The organism is Spirochaetia bacterium (genome assembly GCA_022482625.1).
GTDB lineage: Bacteria > Spirochaetota > Spirochaetia > Sphaerochaetales > Sphaerochaetaceae > Pleomorphochaeta.
Genome location: JAKVOU010000001.1, coordinates 1,112,555 through 1,134,046, shown reverse-complemented (window position 1 = coordinate 1,134,046; position 21,492 = coordinate 1,112,555). Strand labels below are relative to the sequence as shown.

Annotated in this window: 20 protein-coding genes; 11 read left to right on the top strand and 9 right to left on the bottom strand. The window is 44.0% G+C overall.

Annotated features, from left to right (window positions below):
* Position 1: 1 nt before the first annotated feature.
* Genes LKE40_05120 through buk form a run of 3 tightly spaced genes read left to right on the top strand, consistent with a single transcriptional unit; the run spans position 2 to position 2,581 of the window.
* Complete coding sequence (locus LKE40_05120; protein MCH3916837.1) at positions 2 to 580, top strand: indolepyruvate oxidoreductase subunit beta; 579 nt, start codon at positions 2 to 4, stop codon at positions 578 to 580.
* Between the two features lie 12 nt (positions 581 to 592).
* A complete protein-coding gene (locus LKE40_05115) occupies positions 593 to 1,492 on the top strand; it encodes a phosphate butyryltransferase (protein ID MCH3916836.1) in 900 nt (299 codons plus the stop codon).
* A gap of 9 nt (positions 1,493 to 1,501) precedes the next feature.
* Positions 1,502 to 2,581, top strand: coding sequence for a butyrate kinase (buk, locus tag LKE40_05110; protein ID MCH3916835.1), 1,080 nt, complete (start codon positions 1,502 to 1,504; stop codon positions 2,579 to 2,581).
* 131 nt (positions 2,582 to 2,712) lie between these two features.
* Here buk and LKE40_05105 read toward each other — a convergent pair whose 3' ends face one another.
* The gene (locus tag LKE40_05105) at positions 2,713 to 3,612 is read right to left on the bottom strand and encodes a LysR family transcriptional regulator (GenBank protein MCH3916834.1); all 900 of its coding nucleotides are present in this window, start codon (positions 3,610 to 3,612) and stop codon (positions 2,713 to 2,715) included.
* 218 nt (positions 3,613 to 3,830) lie between these two features.
* Here LKE40_05105 and LKE40_05100 point away from each other — a divergent pair, with 218 nt between their 5' ends.
* From LKE40_05100 to LKE40_05085, 4 genes are read left to right on the top strand one after another with little or no spacing between them, the layout of a single operon-like run.
* Entirely contained in the window at positions 3,831 to 5,177 is a 1,347-nt protein-coding gene (locus LKE40_05100) for a hypothetical protein (protein MCH3916833.1), read from the top strand.
* A 30-nt stretch (positions 5,178 to 5,207) separates the two neighbouring features.
* On the top strand, positions 5,208 to 6,146 hold the full coding sequence (locus tag LKE40_05095) for a flavodoxin family protein (GenBank protein ID MCH3916832.1): 939 nt from the start codon (positions 5,208 to 5,210) through the stop codon (positions 6,144 to 6,146).
* A gap of 2 nt (positions 6,147 to 6,148) precedes the next feature.
* The gene (locus tag LKE40_05090; GenBank protein ID MCH3916831.1) at positions 6,149 to 6,985 is read left to right on the top strand and encodes an acetyl-CoA hydrolase; all 837 of its coding nucleotides are present in this window, start codon (positions 6,149 to 6,151) and stop codon (positions 6,983 to 6,985) included.
* The gene (locus LKE40_05085) at positions 6,963 to 7,499 is read left to right on the top strand and encodes a hypothetical protein (protein MCH3916830.1); all 537 of its coding nucleotides are present in this window, start codon (positions 6,963 to 6,965) and stop codon (positions 7,497 to 7,499) included. The genes LKE40_05090 and LKE40_05085 overlap by 23 nt, the downstream gene beginning before the upstream one ends.
* A 111-nt stretch (positions 7,500 to 7,610) precedes the next feature.
* Here LKE40_05085 and LKE40_05080 read toward each other — a convergent pair whose 3' ends face one another.
* The 3 genes from LKE40_05080 to LKE40_05070 all read right to left on the bottom strand — a co-directional run bounded on the left by LKE40_05080 (position 7,611) and on the right by LKE40_05070 (position 10,739).
* Complete coding sequence (locus tag LKE40_05080) at positions 7,611 to 8,618, bottom strand: hypothetical protein (protein ID MCH3916829.1); 1,008 nt, start codon at positions 8,616 to 8,618, stop codon at positions 7,611 to 7,613.
* A 554-nt stretch (positions 8,619 to 9,172) separates the two neighbouring features.
* Positions 9,173 to 10,120 carry a tRNA threonylcarbamoyladenosine dehydratase gene (locus LKE40_05075; protein MCH3916828.1) on the bottom strand — a complete coding sequence of 316 codons (948 nt, stop codon included), beginning with the start codon at positions 10,118 to 10,120 and terminating at the stop codon, positions 9,173 to 9,175.
* Entirely contained in the window at positions 10,074 to 10,739 is a 666-nt protein-coding gene (locus tag LKE40_05070; protein MCH3916827.1) for a TatD family hydrolase, read from the bottom strand. Before LKE40_05070 ends, LKE40_05075 begins: the two co-directional genes overlap by 47 nt.
* A 160-nt stretch (positions 10,740 to 10,899) precedes the next feature.
* Between LKE40_05070 and LKE40_05065 the strand changes: the two genes are divergently transcribed.
* Complete coding sequence (locus tag LKE40_05065; protein ID MCH3916826.1) at positions 10,900 to 11,646, top strand: hypothetical protein; 747 nt, start codon at positions 10,900 to 10,902, stop codon at positions 11,644 to 11,646.
* Here LKE40_05065 and LKE40_05060 read toward each other — a convergent pair.
* Positions 11,643 to 12,134, bottom strand: coding sequence for an HD domain-containing protein (locus LKE40_05060; protein ID MCH3916825.1), 492 nt, complete (start codon positions 12,132 to 12,134; stop codon positions 11,643 to 11,645). The genes LKE40_05065 and LKE40_05060 overlap by 4 nt on opposite strands.
* 132 nt (positions 12,135 to 12,266) lie before the next feature.
* Between LKE40_05060 and LKE40_05055 the strand changes: the two genes are divergently transcribed.
* Positions 12,267 to 12,818: a TetR family transcriptional regulator gene (locus tag LKE40_05055; GenBank protein ID MCH3916824.1), complete on the top strand. Its 552-nt coding sequence runs from the start codon at positions 12,267 to 12,269 to the stop codon at positions 12,816 to 12,818.
* A gap of 52 nt (positions 12,819 to 12,870) precedes the next feature.
* Here the strand turns inward: LKE40_05055 and LKE40_05050 are convergent, their stop codons facing one another.
* The gene (locus LKE40_05050) at positions 12,871 to 13,824 is read right to left on the bottom strand and encodes an IS1595 family transposase (protein MCH3916823.1); all 954 of its coding nucleotides are present in this window, start codon (positions 13,822 to 13,824) and stop codon (positions 12,871 to 12,873) included.
* A 198-nt stretch (positions 13,825 to 14,022) separates the two neighbouring features.
* Here LKE40_05050 and LKE40_05045 point away from each other — a divergent pair, with 198 nt between their 5' ends.
* Together LKE40_05045 and LKE40_05040 are read left to right on the top strand one after the other, a co-directional pair.
* The gene (locus LKE40_05045; GenBank protein ID MCH3916822.1) at positions 14,023 to 14,283 is read left to right on the top strand and encodes a hypothetical protein; all 261 of its coding nucleotides are present in this window, start codon (positions 14,023 to 14,025) and stop codon (positions 14,281 to 14,283) included.
* Positions 14,284 to 14,314: 31 nt separating this feature from the next.
* On the top strand, positions 14,315 to 14,818 hold the full coding sequence (locus LKE40_05040; GenBank protein MCH3916821.1) for a hypothetical protein: 504 nt from the start codon (positions 14,315 to 14,317) through the stop codon (positions 14,816 to 14,818).
* Between the two features lie 94 nt (positions 14,819 to 14,912).
* Here the strand turns inward: LKE40_05040 and LKE40_05035 are convergent, their stop codons facing one another.
* From LKE40_05035 to LKE40_05025, 3 genes are all read right to left on the bottom strand, one after another.
* Positions 14,913 to 15,998, bottom strand: a complete 1,086-nt coding sequence (locus LKE40_05035) for a glycerol dehydrogenase (GenBank protein ID MCH3916820.1) — start codon at positions 15,996 to 15,998, stop codon at positions 14,913 to 14,915.
* A gap of 416 nt (positions 15,999 to 16,414) precedes the next feature.
* Complete coding sequence (locus tag LKE40_05030) at positions 16,415 to 20,410, bottom strand: Eco57I restriction-modification methylase domain-containing protein (protein MCH3916819.1); 3,996 nt, start codon at positions 20,408 to 20,410, stop codon at positions 16,415 to 16,417.
* Between the two features lie 4 nt (positions 20,411 to 20,414).
* Complete coding sequence (locus LKE40_05025) at positions 20,415 to 21,416, bottom strand: restriction endonuclease subunit M (GenBank protein ID MCH3916818.1); 1,002 nt, start codon at positions 21,414 to 21,416, stop codon at positions 20,415 to 20,417.
* Between the last annotated feature and the right edge of the window lie 76 nt (positions 21,417 to 21,492).

The window sequence follows — 21,492 nt, the reverse complement described above, 5'->3', positions numbered from 1 at the left end:
TATGGAAAACGTACAGAACATCATCCTTTGTGGTGTCGGAGGGCAGGGAACAATCCTTGCTAGCAAGGTGTTGTCTGCTGCATTGGTAGCCGGTGGCTATGATGTCAAGATGAGTGAAATACATGGTATGTCCCAACGTGGCGGAAGTGTTACGACCCAGGTCAGGTTTGGCAAAAAGGTATATTCGCCTATCATCGGAAAAGGTTCTGCAGATATCCTTGTTTCATTTGAAATCATGGAAGCAGCCAGATATCTTGACGATTTGAAGGAAAATGGCCATGTGGTTGTCAACAATTTCAAGATTGATACTGCTACGACTGCCAGTGGAAAGGATGTATATCCCGATGATATCATAGGAAAGCTGTCAAAAGTTGCAACGACCTATGTCGTCGATGCCGGCAAGATTGCCGGAGACCTTGGCAACAAGAAGGCGATGAACATCGTTCTGCTGGGAGCCCTTGTGAAACTGATGCAGCTACAGCAGCTTGATTGGGATGCAGCCTTGAAGAAATGTGTCAAGCCGAAGTTCATTGATTTGAATCTGAAAGCATTCCAGGCTGGATTGGATTCAGTCGGTTAGAAAGGGAAATATATGATCGTCAGGACATTTGATGAATTGATTGCCCGCATGAAGCTCAGTGCTACATGCAGGAAAATGGCTGTGGCGGCTGCAGGGGATGAACACACCCTGCAAGCCGTCTGCAGGGCCAAGGATACAGGACTTGTGGAACCGATTCTTGTCGGTGATGCAGGTGTAATCGAGCAGATACTAAAGGATCTTGGGCATGTTGCAGACTTCTCGATTGTCGATGCTGCGGATTCCGTTGAAGCCAGCCGGAAGGCTGTTGCATTGGTAAGGGAAGGCAAAGCGGACTTCCTTATGAAAGGCAAGACCGATACGAAGGTCGTGCTGAAGGCCGTAGTGGACAAGGAACATGGACTTGGTACAGGAAAGCTCATGAGCCATGTAGCCTTGTTTGAAGTACCAGGCTATCATAAGCTTCTTGCTCCTGTGGACGGAGGTATGGTACCTTATCCGACTCTGGAACAAAAAAAAGAGATTATTGAAAATACAGTAGCTGTGTTCAACAAGATGGGATATGAATGTCCCAAGGTTGGAGTGCTTGCCTGTGTTGAGAAAGTGAACCCGAAGATGATCGAGACTGTCGATGCACATGCACTCAAGGAAATGAACCAGAAAGGTGAGATACAGAACTGTATCGTCGATGGTCCGATTTCCTATGACTGTGCCATGGATAAGGAAATCGCTGACATGAAGGGTTTCAGCAGTCCTGTGGCTGGTGATGTCGATATCCTGTTGGCGCCGAACATCCATACGGGAAACATCATGGGCAAGATGCTTTCAGTAACCTGCAAGGCAAGGATGGCCGGCTTCGTCGTCGGTGCCAGTTGCCCGGTGGTACTGAGTTCACGCGGAGCTTCAGCAGAAGAAAAGTATCTGTCGATACTTATTTCTTCCCTTGCGGTCTAGGAGTTGGCGATGTATAGGCTTTTGATTTTGAATCCTGGTTCTACTTCAACGAAAATTGCAGTCTATGATGATGAGAAACCCGTTTTTACTGAAAATGTTTCCCATAGTCTCGCGGAACTGGGACGTTACAGGAATGTAATGGATCAGCTTCCGATGAGAGAGAAGGTCGTTGCAACGACACTTGCAGAACACGGTATACCATATGCATCCCTTTCTGCCGTAATATCGAGGGGTGGCCTGCTTCCACCTGTAAAATCCGGGGCTTATAAGGTCAATGAGGATATGGTCTGGCAGCTGACGCATGCACCTGTGAACGAGCATGCATCGAATATGGGTGCCGTGATTGCCGACCGCATTGCCCGACAATATGGCATTCCTGCATATATCTATGATGCCGTGACCGTTGATGAAATGACTGATCTGGCCAAGGTAACCGGCTTCCCTGGAACGAGAAGAAGGGGCATGGGCCATAATCTCAACATGAGGGCTGCGGCCATACGTTATGCAAAGGAACAGGGAAAGGCCTACAGGGACTGTACTCTGATCGTTGCACATATGGGCGGAGGCATCACATTGAGCCTGCACCATAATGGTACGATAGAAGATTTTGTTTCTGATGAGAACGGTCCATACTCTCCTGAACGTGCCGGTGATATCCCATCTTACCAGCTTGTGGATATCTGCTATAGCGGCAAGTATACGCATGATGAGTTGTTGAAACTATTGCATGGAAAAGGTGGCCTGTTGCTTGATATCGGATTGACTGATGGCCGGGAAATTGAGAAAAAGATAGCGGCCGGCGATGCGAAGGCAAAGTTGTTCTACGATGGCATGGCATTGAACATTGCAAGGTATGTCGGATTACTCAGTATCTATGTCAGCGGAAAGGTTGACGGCATCATACTGACAGGTGGTATTGCCTATTCCCACTATATCGTAGACTTCATTACACAGCATGTACGATTCATAGCTCCTGTGGTGGTCTATCCTGGTGAAAAGGAGATGGAAAGTCTTGCATATGGTGGTCTGAGAGTCCTTAGAGGCGAAGAAAAAGCCTATGAGTTCGTAAAAAGTGTGAATTCACACTGATTTTTGGTTAGTTTTATGGCTGGCAGGGAACAAGGATGGTTTGTTGTTGTCCATATCGACTTTTCCCTATGATGTTTTCTGCCTGCCAGATTATTTTTTTTCTAAACCTGCTAGACAAAAGATCATGTTGTTTATTTGCTCTTTTTCTGCAGAAAGGCATTCTTGTTTATGATCTGTACAAGGTCATCGATTACCCTGTAGTTGTCGACCCTTGCAAAGGACAGCATGACGGAATGGCTAGGTTCCAGCGGCATGGAATGGAAACCTCCCATCTTGAGGTTTCGGCTCCATGCATCGAACATGGTTACACCGCTTCCGTTCTCTACCAAAGTGGTGATATTGTCCATGTTTGAATGAAATTCAATGATGGAATCAATGCCATTCTTTTCCATGACATTTTTTATATCCTCTGCCATGCTCTCGGTATTGCAGGCACTTGGGATAAGGAACGGGATACCGCTGAAATCACTTGGCTTGGTGAAATTCCCATACTTTTCGATACAAACGTCCGAATAAAGGACCAGTCGTGGCAGATCTACGATCTTGCGGGATGATACGCTTTTCGTTTCCCTGATATAACTGTTGAAGCAAAGGATGAAATCCAAATCTCCCGAAAGCAACTTTTCCTTGAGCAGGTTCAAATCATAGCTTATTATTTCAATGGCACTGTCAGGATGAAGCTGGTGGAATTGATTGACGACACCATCATAAAAATTTGTAATACTCCAGCCTGAGGGATAGCCAAGCTGATATATACGTACTTTTTTCCCATTTTCCATACTGTACTCAGAAAGCAATTTCTTGAATTCCATCATGAACTTGTTGAAAAATGAATAGAAATCTTTTCCGGCAGGAGTAAGTGCAATAGGTTTGTCCTTGTTCCTTTCAAACAGTCTGATTCCCAGTTCATTTTCCATGGCTGTAATTATCCTGCTGATTGCCGGTTGGCTGAGATTAAGGGCTTCAGAGGCCCGTGTGAAGCTTTTGAGTTCTGCCACTTCCAAAAAGCAATGTATCTGGTGGTATGTCATCGGTCTGGACTCCTCATGTTCCTTGCTTCATAGTGAGGATTTTTCTTACTTCTGTCTAGTGGAATAATTATATCCGATATGATTCGATTCTGTAGAATGTATGATTTTCGGTATTTATGGCAAAGTCATAATGCTAATGTTATGAATATATGTTGCATTTGCTATTTCACAGCAAACAGAACAAGGCTTACACTCATCATAGAGGATGAAATGTAGCTATGAGCAAAAGAGACACAATACTTGCGAAGAATATTGAATTTGTCGGATTTGATGATCTGAATGGGAAACCTGGATTCCAGATGGCTCTGCAGAAAGCCAATGGAAAATACTATCTATATGCGGCCTGCTTCCGCCACAACGGGTTCAATATATTGGATGTCACTGACCCATCAAAACCACGGAAGGTCAAATGGGTAGAAGGCTTTTTCCTGCCAGGGATGACAGACGGGCAGAGCCTTCCGAAGATACAGCTGGCCGATGGCCTGCTGATTACTGCACACGGCGGTACCATGAAGGAATTGCACGGTACTGCGCCAAGTTTGCCTTTCTGGGGTGGAATTTCCATTTGGGATGTCAAGACTGACCCCGAAAATCCTAAGCTTCTTTCCAAATTTGCCTGCAATGGAAGCGGCGGTGTGCATCGTTTCTGCTATAATGGCGGACGGTATGTCTATGTGGTCGGGGCCTGTGAGGGATACAACGGTTTCATACTGAGAATCGTCGATATCAAGGATCCTACGAAGCCTACGGAAGTCGGGCGTTGGTGGGCAGATGAACAATATCTGAACAATAAGGTTTCTGCCGGCAATACCCGCTATGGTTCGGCTGAATCACTTTCTGCCCCATTCCTTCATGCATGTGTATGCAAGGGTGATGTTGTCTATATGGCGTATGCAAACAAAGGGTTCATTACACTTGATGTGTCAGATCATACCAATCCAAAAATGATGGGACTTCTTCCGCTCAATCCTCCATTCGGTGGCGGTGCAGCAGGAGCACCTGTCCATACAGCCCTTCCGCTGGGAGACCGTCCCTACGCTGTCGTTACGACGGAGGGAGAACGGGTAAGGTATTTCTGCAACGAAGCAACAGAAGGCCTTTTCAAGAAAATCGTGACACAGCCGATGAACATGATGGGAATCGTGGAACTGACGGATATGGCTCACCCGAGTCTGGTATCTGTCTTTCCGTACCCACAGGTACCTGAAGGCTATACCCATGGCAGCAACTTCAATATCGTAGATGGTGTACGTTGTCCCTTTGGTCCACACAATGTCTTTGATGTAATCGGACCTGATGTCTATGAGAAAAGAGACGACCGGGTATATGACTGTTATTTCAACGCAGGCCTAAGGATTTACGATGTATCCGATCCTTTTGTGCCTAAGGAAATTGCCTATTTTATGCCACCTGATCCTAAGAAAAAGCTTTTTGATAATGCAGAGGGGAATCTGGTCCCTGGACCCGAAGTGGCAATTACGGAAGATGTATTGGTAGATGACCGAGGATTTATTTATCTCGATACCTACATGGATGGCCTTTACATCGTAAAGTGCACGATTTGAACAGATTGAATGGATTAGGGAGAAACAACAATGAAGGTTTTAGGAATTTCATTTGGCACGCGGAATGGCAGCAATGACTGTATGTGCAAGGAAGCATTGAAAGGAGCTAAGGAAAAGGGTGCAGAAGTCTCTTTCATCCATATCCAGGATCTCAATATAAAGCAATGCACAGGTTGTGTTACTTGCGTGAATAGTCTTTTTTCAGGAAAAGGAAACCGCTGTGCCCTGAAGGATGATTTCGAATGGCTTCTGGATAAGATGCTCGATGCAGACGGTATTGTCATAACGACGCCGATTTTTGAAAAAGGTACCTGTGGAACTTTCCATGATATCGTCGACCGTTTTGGTCCACGGATGGATAGGGGAAACAATACCATGGCTACCGAGATTGCAGGAAAAATGAATGGCATCAAACCGGATCCGAGGATTCTCAAGGATAAGGTTATTTCCTTTATGGGCATAGGTGGGTCCGATTGGATGACCCAGGTGCAGACCGATATGGCAATGCTTGCCCTTACACCGATGTGGAAGGTCATTGACAATGATGTATTCAGCTGGTCATTGGGTATCCTTTCTGATAGGTGTAAGGTACATCGGGCTCATAAAATCGGTGAAAATCTTGCAGAAGCGGCAAAAGATATCGCCAATGCCCAGTACTGTGGAGAAGCCGGTATCTGTCCTCATTGCCATAGCCGACAGTTCTTTATCAGGGATGACGGCAAGGTTGTCTGCTGCCTCTGCGGTGTGGTCGGAGAGCTCAAGAGGGATGGGGAAAAGTATACCTTTGATTTTCCCTCTGAACAACTGGAACATGCCCATGATTCGCTTAGCGGCAAGCTGATGCATGGAAATGATATCAATACCAACAACAGTCGTATGAATGCAACAGTAAAAACTGAACAGTATAAGAACTGGGTCAAGGAATACAAAGACTTTATTGTACCTTTGAAGCCGGCAAGGGAGATGTAATCATGGCATTTGATTTTAATATCATGAGGTCATTGATCTATGTCGATGTGGTAAAGGAAGAGTATCGGGTCAAATTACTTCATTGGCTTTATGCTCACCATGTGCCGGAAAGTATCTCTCAATTTTCTCCTTATGTAACGAAATATGCATTCTACAATGCACTTCCCAGCCCAGACAAGGAAGGCCGTTTCGGTACTGTAAGGATGCAGCTGACAGAGCACTATTGGCTGGTCGATGAGAATCTCCCTGAGATGTCATGCCGTACCATCAAGGAGTATTTCCCTACTGATGTCCTCAAATGGCAGGGTAATATCCCTGAGAATGCTGCCGAAGGCAATCCTACAGGTGACGAGGCAAGGAGAAGCAAGGGAAATGGTACTACTGCCCACCCGTTTGTATTTGCCTTCGTTCCTCTTTGTTGGGAAAGTGATCTGAAAGGTAAAGGCCGTACCATCGAGGATGGACCGAACTACAGATGGCAGTTTTTGATTTCCTACCCTGAGGGCATTTCAAAAGAATGTGGGGACAAATGGTTCTTTGAAGAAGTGGTTCCCTATTTTCAGAAAGATACTAGGGTAAACCGTTTGCTTTCCAGTGCTGTCAAGCAGGACATCAATGATTGCCGTTATGTCCGGGCAGTGGAAATCTGGTTTGATGGTCCGGAAGAATGGGAAGAAGTCGTTGAAAAGGGTGCTTCTGTGATAAAGAAACCTGATTGGGCACAGACTCCTGATTTTCCCTATCTTTTGCCTTATCAGAACATTACTGGCATTTTTCTTGCTGATTATGTGACATCGGATAATCTGACGCAGTATCATGGCTATCAGACACTTCGTTAATTCTAGGTTTTCTGCCTGTCGTGAGGAAGGCGGAAAATTATGCCCGGATCCGAAAGAAAGCATGCATAGGGATGGGATGTCCATCAAATCTACTGCGATTTTCAATATAGTGGAGAATGTACCCTTGGGTGTTGTCATGACTACTTCCTCCTGTTTGTTTGCCGGCACGCCGATGTGGACTGCAAACTTCTGGATCAATATTGTCATTGCTGCTTTTACAGGAACCCTTGTCAACCTGGTTTTTCCCATCCAGGGGTGGATGAGACGGTTTGCCACCAAGTGTCATTGTCATCCGAGCAGCCTGGCCGGTCATCTGGTGGGTAATCTTCCTGCTGCACTTGTATCGGTTTCCATTGTCGGATCGGTGCTTTCTGCCTACAATGTGCGTGCTTTTCCTGCTTTCCTGTTTTCGTTTTTACATACATTCATACTCCTGTATGTGATTTTATATCTTGCTTCACTTGTACTTGTTCCTGTTGCCATGAAGGTAGCTTGCATGGCAGACAAAAGCTAGCAAGGTTGATAGGAAAATCCTTTGTTTTTTGTATTCTTCCTTTCCTGTGAAATAACCAGGAAAGGATTGTTTTTTTACAGGGGAGGAGTTCGCCCAATTGTCTATCAGATCTTAATGGGGAAAGGGCTGTGATACGAGAAAAGTAGCAGCGCCTATGCAGCCTATACCTTGAACTGTGACAATGACATCATACCTTTGTGTCCCTGGTTCCGGAGTAATAGTACAGCAGTTTTCTTTGCCTTGCATAAGAAGTTTACCTTCGTGGTACCAACTGTATGTAAAGGCGGTTGTACTTATTGTATTGCCGAAGGGTTCTGGCATGAATTCTAAGTTTACATTTTCTCCTTTTTTTGGTCTGATAGGGAAATACATCAAGGTACCATTGAGGGGCATCAGATTGTTGATGGAACTGCGGACCGTGAATTGCTCTGATGGGTTCCCGATAAACATTTTTATGCCTGGACAGGAACTTTGTGTTCCTTCGATGATTCTGACCGGTACTACGGAAGTACTGATGCATATCCCATTGTCCTCAAGCTTTGCATGCAGGAGGTAGCTGCCTGCAGCTAGCTTATCTACGTTGACGGTTGCTGTTCCACAAATGGAATTCTTGCATGCAGGAGACAAGTCTTTGATTCTTGTCCCATCTACTGCAGTAAGAATAAGGGAGAAATCTGGAATGTCCGTAGAAAGAGGTTTCCAAGAAAAGGAAGCAGACAAACTGCCTGTTCCTGGAAACGTGTTGAGTTCTACTTCCATTTCTGTAATTTTCCCTTTGACTATGGTAGTAGCCTTTCCTTGTGAAAGGATCTTTCCTTCTTCGTTCAGAGCTTGGACCGTTATATCCCATCTTCCCATGGACAGATGTGCTACTGATGGATTTTCTTCAACGGTATCAATGGAAAAAACATCTGTAGGGTCAGGTCCATTGCCTTCCATGTGATAGCTTGCAATTTTCATGGCTTGATCGGCAGGTCGGATATCCTTTGTCATGAATGTATTGCAGACAAAACGCAACTTTAGCGTACCCCATTTTACCGCAGATTGGGATTCGTCACATGAGGTAAGGAGTATACATAACCCCAGCAGTAGTACTGTTGCCAGACGTTGTTTTTTCATCGGACACCCATTCTCCTTTTGTCTGAAGTGGCAGATAGTTTTCAGGACTCCTGCTACTTCTGTATGGAACGAAAATGGGATTTCGGTTTGTTTCTAGACTGCTTGGATAAAATGACAAGATAAGGCACAATGGGCAAAGGAGGAAGAATGGAAGAATATTTGGTCAGGAAAGGAACCTTGGAACAAATGTTGCCGTGTCAGTTGCTTCCTTGTGAAGGTTCCATACAAGCGTCTCTCAGACTTTGTCATGAAAGGGACAGATTGTCGTTTAGGTTTGTGGTAAGAGAACCTGTCCTAAAACGTATGTGCTGTCATCACAATGATCAGGTTTTTGAAGACAGCCATGTAGGAATGTGTCTTGCCGGCATGCATGATGATGCTAGCTTGACACTTGGTTTTTCCGCTGCCGGGTGGGCCATGGGCATACTCAGGAGAGATGGTGGAGTGTCACTTGTGGAAGAGACATTGCTTGCAGGCATTCCCAGAAAACTGGAGATATTGGAAAACCATCTGGGAGGATGCAAATGGAGCCTGACGGGTTCCTTGGATCTGGCTCAATGGGAATTGGTCACATCGGCAGATGCTCCGTTTGCACTTAGAGGTAATTTTGTTGCAGAAGGATTGTTGCTTTTTGAACCTGCAGTTCCGAGACATTTTGAGAACCCTTCTGGTTGGGGCGTATTGCGTTTTGAATGAGCAGTCGTCTTTACTTTTGTCCGTGCATCGAAGGCTGCTTCTCCTGTGAATATTTCAGGGCAAGTAAGCTTTGACAAGGCTAGGTGTGCCAGGTTCAGTCCAAAGATGCCGGTAACCGTGGGTAGAGAGCCGAGGACATTCCTTGTTCTTCCGTTGCCCGGTGACTGTTCATTGTATGCTACCTGTGTTTCTTCTTCCGGCGTCTTATAAGTAAAACGGGGAATTTCAGGAGAAAAGACTACCGAAATACCTTTTCCGACATTTCTTCTGCGCAACCTGTTCCTTACTTGCTTTGCAAGGGGACAGCCATATGTATCGAACAGGTCAGCAGTCCTGACAAGGAAAGGGTTCCTTCTCAAAGCAGCTCCCATGCTGCTTACAATCGGGATATCATGCACATAACAATACTGGAGCAGGTCGCATTTTGGATTAAGGGAATCTATAGCATCGATGACGAGGTCATACTGCTCAGAAAAGATTTCAGGTAGAGTTTCTTTATTGCAGAATAGGTCAAGTGCCTTTACTTTGCATTCTGGATTTATATCCATGACACGTTGCATTGCAACGAGGCTTTTCTTTTTGCCTAAGGTCTGATGGGTTGCCAGGATCTGACGTCCGAGGTTCGTGATGGATATGATGTCAAAGTCGACCAAGGTAATTGTGCCTATGCCGCTTCTTGCCAGGCTTTCGAGACACATGCCACCTACTGCTCCCAAACCGACGACAAGAATTTTTCTTGTCTGCAACTGTGCTACGTATTCATCTCCGATCAGCCTGGATATCCTCAAGAATTGTTCTGATTGCATTGCATTTCTCCTCAAGATGTCCGTCATGGGAAAGTTCGGACATTAATGCCAGATGTGTTTCAAGCCTGTTGAGATACCCCTTGTCATCTGGCCCTTCCCAATCTGTTTCTATGACGAAACCTATGGATGCAAGTGTCTTCAGGTGCTCTTTAAGCTTTGTTTTCAATACTTGCGGCCCGATGCTCAGGACGATACCGAGTCGAGCCGCCTGCTTTGCTGTTTCAATGCTACCGGTGAAACCATGCCAAATGACAAGCGGTGGCAAGTCTTTCTCTTCCAGCAGGGAAAGCAGTAAACCTGTTTCCCTTACACAATGAAGCGTAAGGAAACGTCTGTGGCGGACTGCCAGTTCAAGGCAGGCACAAAAAAGTGAAACTTGGTTGTCTATGTCAGGGAAGCGCCGGTCAATGCCTACTTCTCCGATACCAAGGTCCGAATGGCTTGCCAGCAGATGTTCCATCTTTGTCAATAAGCCTTGCTTGTCTGCCGGTTTCCCATCCGGCAGCAATCCGAGACTGTAGTAAGGCGCTGAAAACTTCCATTGTGTTGTCGTACTGCTGCAATAGAGTGCATCTTTTCTGGGTGCTGTTGCGGTAAGGTGTCTGTGACAGTCAAACATCAGAGGATCTCCTTTTCTTCATTGCAGGTTCCTTCTGAATATATGTTTGGGAGAACCTGAAAATGCACATTCCATTCCATTGCAAGATATGGTACAGGCATTTATGGTTTTCATCAACTGTTGCCTATGCTATAGTAATGCAGCCTGAGGAGGGAAGAAGATGGGAATGTTCCTGGATAGTCTGGGATTGAAAGAATGGGAATCAGATCCGCTTGCCATATATAGCCTATTGCTCCAGGCTGAACAGGAAGAAGGAGCTGATTATCTCTATAAGACATGCAAGATGGACAACGGTTTGGAATTTGTAGGAAGATTGGATAAAAAGGGCGGTGCTGCCGCCGTCATTGGGGTAGATGCCCATATGACCGGTACCTGCATATGGGAGGGCTATCCTGTGATGAGCTTGGGAAATACTGCGGAACTTCCGGCCTTTTTGTGTTCTTCAGCAGATGGGCATGGTGCTTTCATCGTAAATATGATACATCTGGGATTGTATCCGGGAAAAATTACTGAGAAGACATTGCTGAAGATGCAAGTCTGTGGTTTTCCTCGTCAGATGGATATATATAAAGACCGGAAGGACTTTGAACAGAGAACCCGACCTCCCTATCCCGTAGATAAGACAGTATATCCATATGCCTATTTGCGTTCGTTGGATACTTCTGCTCCTTCTGCTGTCCGCAAGAAATATGATGAAGTAAAACTGTTCAATTCCTGTTGTGGTGTGATTGGGAAGGTAAGGGATTTTACCATCGGTAGCTCTGCTACTGTATGTCATGCTGCCATGATGGATACTATGTTCGGTTCCATTGAACTGATTTATAGTGATGCAAACATCACTTCCGGGCCACAACCAGGGAACTATGTTTCTGCGTCCGTATTTGTCAGTGCCGATGTATTGTTCTAAAGTTTCCTGCGTGCAATCCTGTAGATGTTCGTAGTCAGTTCATAAAGTGCACAGCACTTGTCTGAAATGCTTACAAGAAAACTTTCTCGATATCGGGGAGGGACCGGCGTCATCGGGAACATATGCTTGCGGATGATATCTGCTTCCCTCTTGCTCAGCATCATCTCTTCTTCGCTGTTGTACAGGGCTTTGCCTGGATGTCTGAATATGTGGAACCTTTTGTCGGGATTTCCTTTTTCATGGCAGTCGTAAAGATAATAATCGTGCAGAAGGGCCCCTCTGATAAGTTCCTGATCGTGGATCCTTATATGCAGAATCAGGGCAAGTGCATAGCTCAGGTAAGCTACATTGATGCTGTGGCGCAATACTGACGTTCCAAGATGATGATAGTAAGCCCTTGTGTCCATCAGCCGTGTCTGCCTGCACAGATAAAATACCTGATCCCTGAAATAGGCTTTTTCTTCTGGTGTACGTTTCAGATATAACACGGTCCCATTCTAACGACCTGTCAAAAACTTTACAAGACTGGCTTGTTCTGTTACTTTTTATGTCAAGCTTTTTCTGCAGACAAAAAACTTTGATTGTTGACATATTCCAAGACCCCCATTAAGATGTAATCCATGGCTAATAATTTGTTGACGAAGACGGCAATTGCCAACTGCATGAAGGATTTGATGGCAACGAAATCCTTCAGTAAGATTTCAGTTTCTGATATTTGCCGAGCCTGTCAAATCAATAGGAAGACGTTCTATTATCATTTTGCAGATAAATATGAACTGCTCAACTGGATATTCCAAACCGATGTCGTTGACCCCGTTCTCGAGAAATGGGGAACCTTTGCGAACTTTGAGGCAGCAGAGTATTTCCTGCAATATATGTATGACCATCAGAATTTCTATACCAAGGCTTTTGAAATTACCGGGCCGCATAGCTTGCGCGATTATTTGTCAAAAGTGTTGCAGCCGACGATAATCTCAGCATTCGGTGATGACTTTGACGGCGATGCCTATCCGTTTTCCGATGCTCTTGCCGATTTCATTGTCTCGGCCTTGCTGAGATGGCTTTCCCACTATCCGGTTGCGCCTCCTGATGAATTTTTCCAACAGCTTATCGGGGTAGGTACGATGCTTTCCATCAGGCTTGCCCAGTTGCTTCATTTCCCAGGAGCCTGAAGCTTCCAGAAATATAAAAGAAAAGGCTCTGTTTTCCGAGTGTATTGCAGGGCTAGCCAACAGTGGGAAAAGGCAAGGGAGGCTTGTGAAATATCCCCCAATAGGTTGAACATGTTCCGATTGTCCGCATCTTGTCCAGCAATACGGTTTTCAGATCCAGGCGATTCGATCCGGGGGTCTCGACCTCGAAGCCATTCCAGGCAAGATAGTTGTCAAGATATTTCGTGGAGACACCCCTGAATCCAGCCAGCAGCCCCCGAAGACGGCTATGCAGGCTGTTGACCTTCTGCAAGTTGTATCGCCCTCGTACCGGGCATCCCTGTATGCCCGTCTTCAGCTGTACCACCGGCAGGCCATCCGAGGCGCAGAATTCCCGGCTTGCCCGGCTCTTGTCGGTCACCATCACCACGTCATCGCCCAGGTGCGAGGCCAGGACAAAGGAAAGGTAGCGGGGTTGCACCATCCCCCTGCCGGCAGCCTTCGCCAGGGTCTTCCCCTGCTCGTCGATGGCGCACGGCACGCAGACCTTCTGGTTGCTCAAGCCCCTCGTATGGGTCGCTTTCCCTCTCTCATGACGATGGCCCGTCACCCTATGGGTCTTGTATGCCGGGCTCCGATGCCGCTTCCCCCTGGTTCCCAAGTTGTTTTCCGCATCGCAGTTGCCTTTGTAGTTGTCCTGGATGTACGTCTCGTCCTCCTGTACCCGGCCGCTGAGCAAGTTCCCCGTGGATCCCGCCGCCAGTGCATCGAGGATCTTGTGCCGCCAGAAGAACGAGGTGCTCAGCGCTATGCCGCACTTGCGTGCGGCCTCCCGCAGGGGAAGCCTCAGGGCGAATGCCTCCAGGTAGGCCTCCCAGGTTTCCTTGCCGTGCTTGCTCTTGTATCGCACAGAACCGGTGGTCGCCCCGAACGTACGCCCGCAATCCCCGCAGAGATACCGCTGCCTGCCCCTGACGAAGCCGTTGCGACGGACATGGACACCGGAGCAGTGGGGACAACGCGGCATGTCCTCGTGACTGTCCCGATGCTTGTCGGGAGCATCCGTTGCCAGTTCGGCCAATGCAATGACCCTCTGGCGGTCCTGTTCCGATAGATTCCCGAGCATTTCCGCCAATGTTTCAAGGCTGATGGTTTCTTTGTCTTTACATAACATATGTTGAGTATATTACAAAAAGACGGTCGCTTCAAGCGCTTAGCAATACACTTGGAAAACAGAGCCAAAGAAAAAAAAGAACGGCTTGCAATTGCAGGCCTTCTTTTTTGGTTTGCCCGGCATGGGTGTTATCCAGATGGTGAAAGTCCGTTGTATGTTGCGATACAGGAGGAAGGAAACAGACCTGAACTGCTAGCCAGAGGCAAGGGCGTACCAGCGGTGGTGGGTCTGAAGGAAGCCCGAGGCAAAGTCCCGAGCCAACGGACAGGAATTTCATACAAGGCAAGACTGCCGGACAAATCTGCCAAATAAGACGAAGTCCGACCGCGAGGCAGGAGTGCAGATGAAGTGGCTGCTTGGGATGTGCAGGCCCAAGGTGAAGAAGGCCGGGGAATTCGAGCGGAGGGTCAAGGAGATTACCGGAAGGAGCAGGGGGATTTCAGTCAGGACGATGACAAAGGAGCTCAACGCCTACGTCAGAGGATGGATAAGCTACTATGCAGGAGGGTCCATCAAAGGATACCTTGAGGACAAGATAGTCCCATGGATCCACAGGAGAATCCGCCAATGTCTATGGAAGCAATGGAAGAAGCCTGGGAGAAGGGAGGAGATGCTGAAGAAGCTCTGTCTGCCTCAGGACAGGTGGAAGCTGAACGACTTCCATGCCTATTCCAGCAACAGGCACTGGTATTTCAGCAAGGCAGTGCTCAATGCATTCATTCCGAAATCGACGATAATCCAAGAGTACGGATTGCTTGACATCGAAGCCGCGCATGCCAGGAGAATGGAGACAGACAGACGTGTACGTGAAAGTTGCCAGCTAACGCTGGGATTCGAATCTGGTTGAACCACCGTATACCAGGCCGGTACATACGGTGGTGTGAGAGGAAAGGTTCTCCGGTTATCCGGAGAACCCGACCTAGATCTATGGCAGTGAAGGCTTAAAGATAAGTCTTGCCCAATGCATCTGCTGCAAGCAGGGCATCATATAGCTGGTCTTCCGTTACATCAGGAAGCATGTTATGGATAGATTCCCCAGCAGCGCATGCCTTGTGTGTTGCAAGGTGTACTCTTGCTACATCCTTAACGCCGACTTCTTCCAAGGTCACAGGAAGGCCTACAGAAATGCAGAACTTTACCACTTGATCTATTTCTTCCATCGGGGCATCTTCGATGAGCAGTTGGGCAATGGTACCGAATGCTACTAGGTTGCCATGCATCGTATGCTCACATTCTTCCAAGGATGTGAAACCATTATAGACAGAGTGGGAGACAGCGAGGCCTCCATTGTCAGCACCGACACCGCTCAGATAGGTGTTGGCTTCAATGATTGCTTCAACGGCAGGAGTGAGCAGCTGTTTTTCAACAGCTGATTTCGCTTTTACACCATCTTCCAATAGCGTTTGGTAACACAGTTTGCACAGTGCCATAGCTGATTTTGTAATGCCACCGTTTTCCAGGCTCGGGGCATTTGCACGCAGGCATGCCCGTGCTTCAAAGTAAGTTCCCAGCGCGTCGCCCATACCTGCGATCAGAAACTTTACAGGAGCTTGTGAAATAATTGATGAATCAACAATGACTGCATCAGGATTCTTGGGGTAGAAGATATACTTCAGGAATGAACCGTCATCGTTGTAGATTACTGACAAGCCGGTACAAGGCGCATCAGTTGCGGCGACGGTCGGCATGATCAGTACGGGAAGTTTTTCATAGTATGCAGTTGCCTTTGCCGTATCTATGGCACTGCCACCTCCGATACCGGCAACGACCTCAATGCCGTTGCTTTTGACGATTTCCTGCATACGCTTGATTTCGCCGATGGAACTTTTTCCATGGAATACTTCGAAGATAAGCTTTGCATCACTGCCTTCGAAGCTCTTTTCAATTTTTGGTTTTCCCTGTTTGTAGCCGCTGCGGCTGCAGATGAAAAGAAAAGATGAACCCATGTCTTTTGTCAGTTCATGAGTATGAAGGAATGCATCCTTGCCCTGCACGTATTTTGATGGTGCACGCATCAGTTTTAACATATCGGTATGCTCCTCTTACTAAATTTTTATAGATAAAAAAATATCTTTATTTTTCCTGTCAGTCAATCCTTTTTTTGTAATTTTCCTTTCAATTGAAGGAAATCAGAGAAAAAAACATATACAGATAAGGAGAACATGATTCAGGTCGTTGGAGGATAGATAAAATCATATGAACAGATAGTTTGTAAAAAGACAAAAAAAAGTAGCCTTAATGAAAAGGCTACCAAAGTCGGGCTGGGCGGATTTCTATAAAATGCGGTAAAATATTTAAGCTGAACGTATCGATAAATTTGCCAGAAATATAACAAATTTAACGGCAACGGTTTTTGTATCAGTACTTTCTTTGTCTTGATGTTAAAACAAATCTGAGAATATTGTCCGTCTAATGACTTTCAATATTGTGCCACTTGTGTTACCTATATCGGTTTTATTGTTGACTCAATAAAATCAATTTCCTCTTGTGTTAATCCATATTTTTTATAAAGGTCTTTATCAGTCCATGGATTAGAAAAATTTTGTACTGGCACAAATTCAAATATTCCTTTTGCTGCATTCTGAGAAATTTTCAAAATTGATACCATTAAATGAAAAAACTTGGTGTTTATATATGATACTGCATTTTCAGCTTCTATTTTTTCTTTGAATGGACCAACTACAAGATATGTTTCTGTACAAACAGAATGCGGTCCTACAACAAAGGGATGAAGCCAGTCCTTTCTTTCGTTTCCTGTTCCCCAAGCTTTGGGAATTAGCACTTTATAAAAATCAATCCATTGACTGTTTGATCCAATACTATTGAGACTGACATAGCCTACTCCATTATTTCGCCAACCATTGTAATAAAACTCAACTGTATTGATTGAGTCTTTTTGCAAAGAATACTTATGCTCAGCAATTTTATAACTTCCAGGAAGTCGAATATCATACCCAAAAGGATCCCTTGAACTAACAATCAAAGAAAAAGGATCTTCTTTCTTTTCTCTAACTTTTTTAAGTATTGGAATTACTCTACTATCACGAACGAAACTGTCTATTCCAGGTTCAAGAAGAGGCCGTTTCGATTTAAACACTTTTCCATCAGTGTAATGAGAAGTAATATTGCAATCGCCATGATAATTAATATCCCATAAAAAATATTGTATGCCTCCTTTAATTTCGACATTTTGGAAACAATATGTTGCATCTATGTAATCATATAATTCGATAATTCTATTATCATGTAACATTTCGTTACGAAATTCGTCTAAACCTGTTCCTGCATTAAACCATCTTGCAGGTGTAATCATTGAGATATATCGTGGTTTAAGCCTTTTTGCTTGGTTTACAAAATAATGATAAATTGGAAGAGGACTTGCGCCTCCCAAAAATGCCTGATACGGTGGATTCCCTACAATAGCATCAAATTTCATTTCCCCTCCTGATACTTTTCCCCAGTATGTAGCGCTTATGATTTTCCTGGTAGCATGATCTGATTTATTTTTGAACTGATTAACTAGATCTTCAAAGTAGTGAGCATTAATTTTTCCTTCTTTATATCCTAAGAGAGTTCTTTTAGTGATATATTTTGCCATCTCTGTCTTGCAGATAACAAAAACATTTTCCTCTATTGTTTGGCGCCAGAACTTGTCTTGTATTTCTTCAGTTCGCCCATTTTCTGAAACACTTTCTAATCGCTTCCTGTAAATGCTATAAGCAACATACAAAGGATAAAGACCAGATTTGGAATTAATTTCCAGAATCTGTGCATTGGTGTTGTTCAATGTATTTGTAGTAATTTCACCATGGTCAACGAACCTAGGTTCAGGAATCATTTCCACATGTTTATTATCAAAGAAATCATATCCACCTAAGCAATCACTTATGTGCATGTTGACCACACGCCATGGAGTAAGGACCGTTTCTTTGTCAGGGTTCTTGAAGGTTGCAAATATCTGGGCAAGTTTTTTTACTCGTTCAGTTGGATTAAGTTTATCAGCTGCCTTTACCTTTCTTCTTATCTGGTTTCCTGCTTCAATAAAAATATCCTTATCATAATACTCACAGAATCCATTAAATTTTTCTTTTGTCACATCCTTTGGCATGAATTCTTGCCAAGACTCCTCATCGATAAAGTCGGCAAACTGGTCTATGGTAATATTTTCATCTATATCTTTTTCGGTTCCATAGATAAGAAGAGGAATTCTAATGGAAATTGCTCTGAGAATCGATATAGCTTTACTTTTTGCTTCTTTAGCCTCCTTAAGCTTCTTCAAAGCCTCTTTATCCTCTTCAGTCAGTTCCTTCTTTTGGCGTTTTTTCTTTTCAGCTTCTTCCGCTGCTTCCTGTTCCTCCGGGCCCAAGCCTGATTCAGAAATGATGATTGTTTTTTTGATATCGGTAGCTTTTGATTGACCTACTATTTTCTTAAGTTCCTCGAACTTGTTTTTATCATAGTCAGTCATCTTGAGCAACTTATCATTATAGAGCTTTATATCATCAAATCCATTCTGAACAACTCGAGTCGCATAATATCGTTTAAGTTGTCGAAGCAGAGAATTAACATCATAGTTCTTCATCTTTGAGCCCTGAATTGAGATTACAGGACAGAAATTAAGGAATTCCCGCATCTTTGCTTCGTCGGTATTGGTACCTGGCCTTGTTCCAAGTTTTCCCGCCTCTGCAACCATCTGAAGTGTTCTGTCCGGTGCAAAGTCGAATACATAGCAACGATCTTTAATTTTGCCATCGATATTAGCTGGAGACTGTACCCTAAATATTGTTTGAAGGTACATTGAAGCTGCTGTAGAAGTAGTTCCTGAAAGCATTAAAACTGCTGTCCACGGTTTAACAGTAACACCTGTAGTAAGGCGACCACAAGAAAGAGTAATCGTTCTGGTTTGTTCTGGATGTTCAGAGATTGCGTTGTTCAATCGCTCTAAGGCATTCTCGCTCTCTCCTGATGGAGAATTTCCTGCAACATTCACTATCTGGAAATTGCCAAAGACCTTGTCTTCCTTCAGCAATTGTTCCATAGCAGAAGCTTCCTTCACGCCGGGAAGCATCCACAAAGTATGTCTGAAGTACTCCCGATAAGTATCCTTGGAAAATGGATAGTTAGAATTATCATTTTTCAAACGCAACAGAGTTATAAAACTCTTTACATCATTTTCATGGATAAATCGCCCAATGGCAGATTCCTGCGGAACAAGTTTACCATCAACTTGAACAATTCCTGTCCAGACACGGAAGAATTCTCGAAAATTAAAAGCCTTATTCTCAATATCCTCGTATCCTGGAATTGCATCAGCAATGTCATAGGTGAATATACTGAGTTTCGGAAGTCCTTCATAAGGGTTATAGTCAAGGCAATGAATGATATCCCACTCAGACTTAGCCTTTTGTTCCATGACATAGTCCCATGTGTATACTTCATCCTCATTGAAGTCATTGACCAAATTGAAAGGAGTACCAGAAAGATAAATTTGCTTGGTTTTGCCATAAGATTTTTCTTTAATTATTTCTTGTAATACTTCATCACCAAGAAATGTCTTGGTCCCTTCATGTGCTTCATCAATGACAACACAATCCCAGTTAGTCTTAAAAAAAATATCATTCTTATCAAATTTTCCACCAACTTTCATAGAACCTCTTAAATCCTGAATGGAAGCAAAAAGCACAAAAGGAACATCTTCCAATATGTACTGCTGAATGGAGGCTTCTTTAGTTCCTTTTTCAAAATAAGTATAATTTGAATCCCAAAATATTTTGTTGAAATCTTCATGCCATCCTTCATCAACAACTGGCCTATGAGTAAGAATTAAAGTCTTCTTGAAATTTTCTTCTTTTATGACCTCCAAGGTACTAAGCGTTTTCCCAAAACGCATTTTGGCGTTCCAAAGTATCTTATTCCCCTTTCTGAATCGAGCAATGGTCATATTGATGGCTTCCTTTTGTTCCGGACGAAATTCAATTGGAATATGGTCTGTTGTAATTTCAGCACTTGTGAGAGATTTTCGACCTTCTTTTACAGCCTTAATGGCGTTCTTTACTGTATCAAGATCTGTCCGGAACCACTCTTTACTACCATCGAATTGGGCATTTTTTATACCTGAATTCTTCAATACCTCGTGAACCTTATGATCCTCAAAGTATTTCAAATAAATACCATCATGCTCATTTATTTGCCTTTCAGCAAGTTCAGTATAGAGTAATTGATAGTTAATTCCTGCTGTCTTTGTATAGGAATTAATCCTCTGTTTAGCAGCCTTATTGAGCAGTGAAGAGTTTGGAGTACGAAGGGATGCATATTGCGAATCATCATCAAGTTTAAGAGAAGCTTTCCCTATTTTGAGGCAACCTCTATGATTCTCATCATTAATTGTAAAAACATAGATAAGTAGATAAGAGAAAGCAGCTTCAAATCCTTTTGCCATAATTCTACCTCCTAAGCATGGAAAGTGCAGAAAAGGTTTCATTTTTTTGCCAATCCTTTATTTTGCAATATATACCATTATGTTTGTGAATATCCCCGGAAGTACATCCTTCACAGGCTGTTTTAGTTACTCGTTCACCAAAGAGTTCCATTTCAATTGTAACATTTTCATGGCATGAGCAAGGAATAACGAATTTAAGGCCGTCCATTTGCCACAGATTCCATGAAACGATTTCAGCTACCTCTGTGAGAATGGACAAAGGAGGCAATTGCCCATCAAAACGGGCTTTATAATAGTCAATATAAGTAAAAACAATATTCTCACGAGCAAGCAATAAATTATCTCCCTGCCATTCATACCCATAAATGCTTTGTACAGCCTTCATTGACCATAAAAGCCAAATATCACGTCTCGTGGTATTTTCAGATACTACCCGAAGCTTCCTGTCCAAAAGTCCGATCCGCTGTTTTACATGAATCATTTTGCCGGTAGTCGTGTCGTAACGGCTTACTAGATAGGGTGCTTCTCCACAGGAAACTTCAAGTCTAGGAGCTAGTACATAATTTCTCCATGTTTTTTCCCCTTCTGTTGCAAATGGTATAGGGACTGTGGTAACTGACCAGCCATTATCATCTTCGATATTAAAAATATTTGATCTTCCAAACCATGCATTATCAATAAGATTATTCTGTTTATTGCAAATCCAAGATGGGGTAAAAACTTCAGCCTTATCCCTGATTCTATGGAACTGTTCCAGCTTGGATTTGCTAATTCGGGGTTTAATTATGTTGTGGTTTTTGCCAGTTATCGATGGTATTGTTATCTCAGAATTTTCTTCATACCCAGCTCCGTGACTTGCATAATTGTTGGTCATCCACAGAATATTCTTTCCAGATGATCGATCCTTGAGTAGGATAGAAATTAGTTCTGGGTTCATTCTTAGAATACTGTTTTCATTTATATCAGGATTTTCCCCTAGTTGGTGTTCCAATATTTTCGTTTTCAATCTCTATTCCTGTTTAACATTATTCAGTGTAACTCAGAAATATCCTTTTCTTTTATGAAATAGAAATAGTTGTATA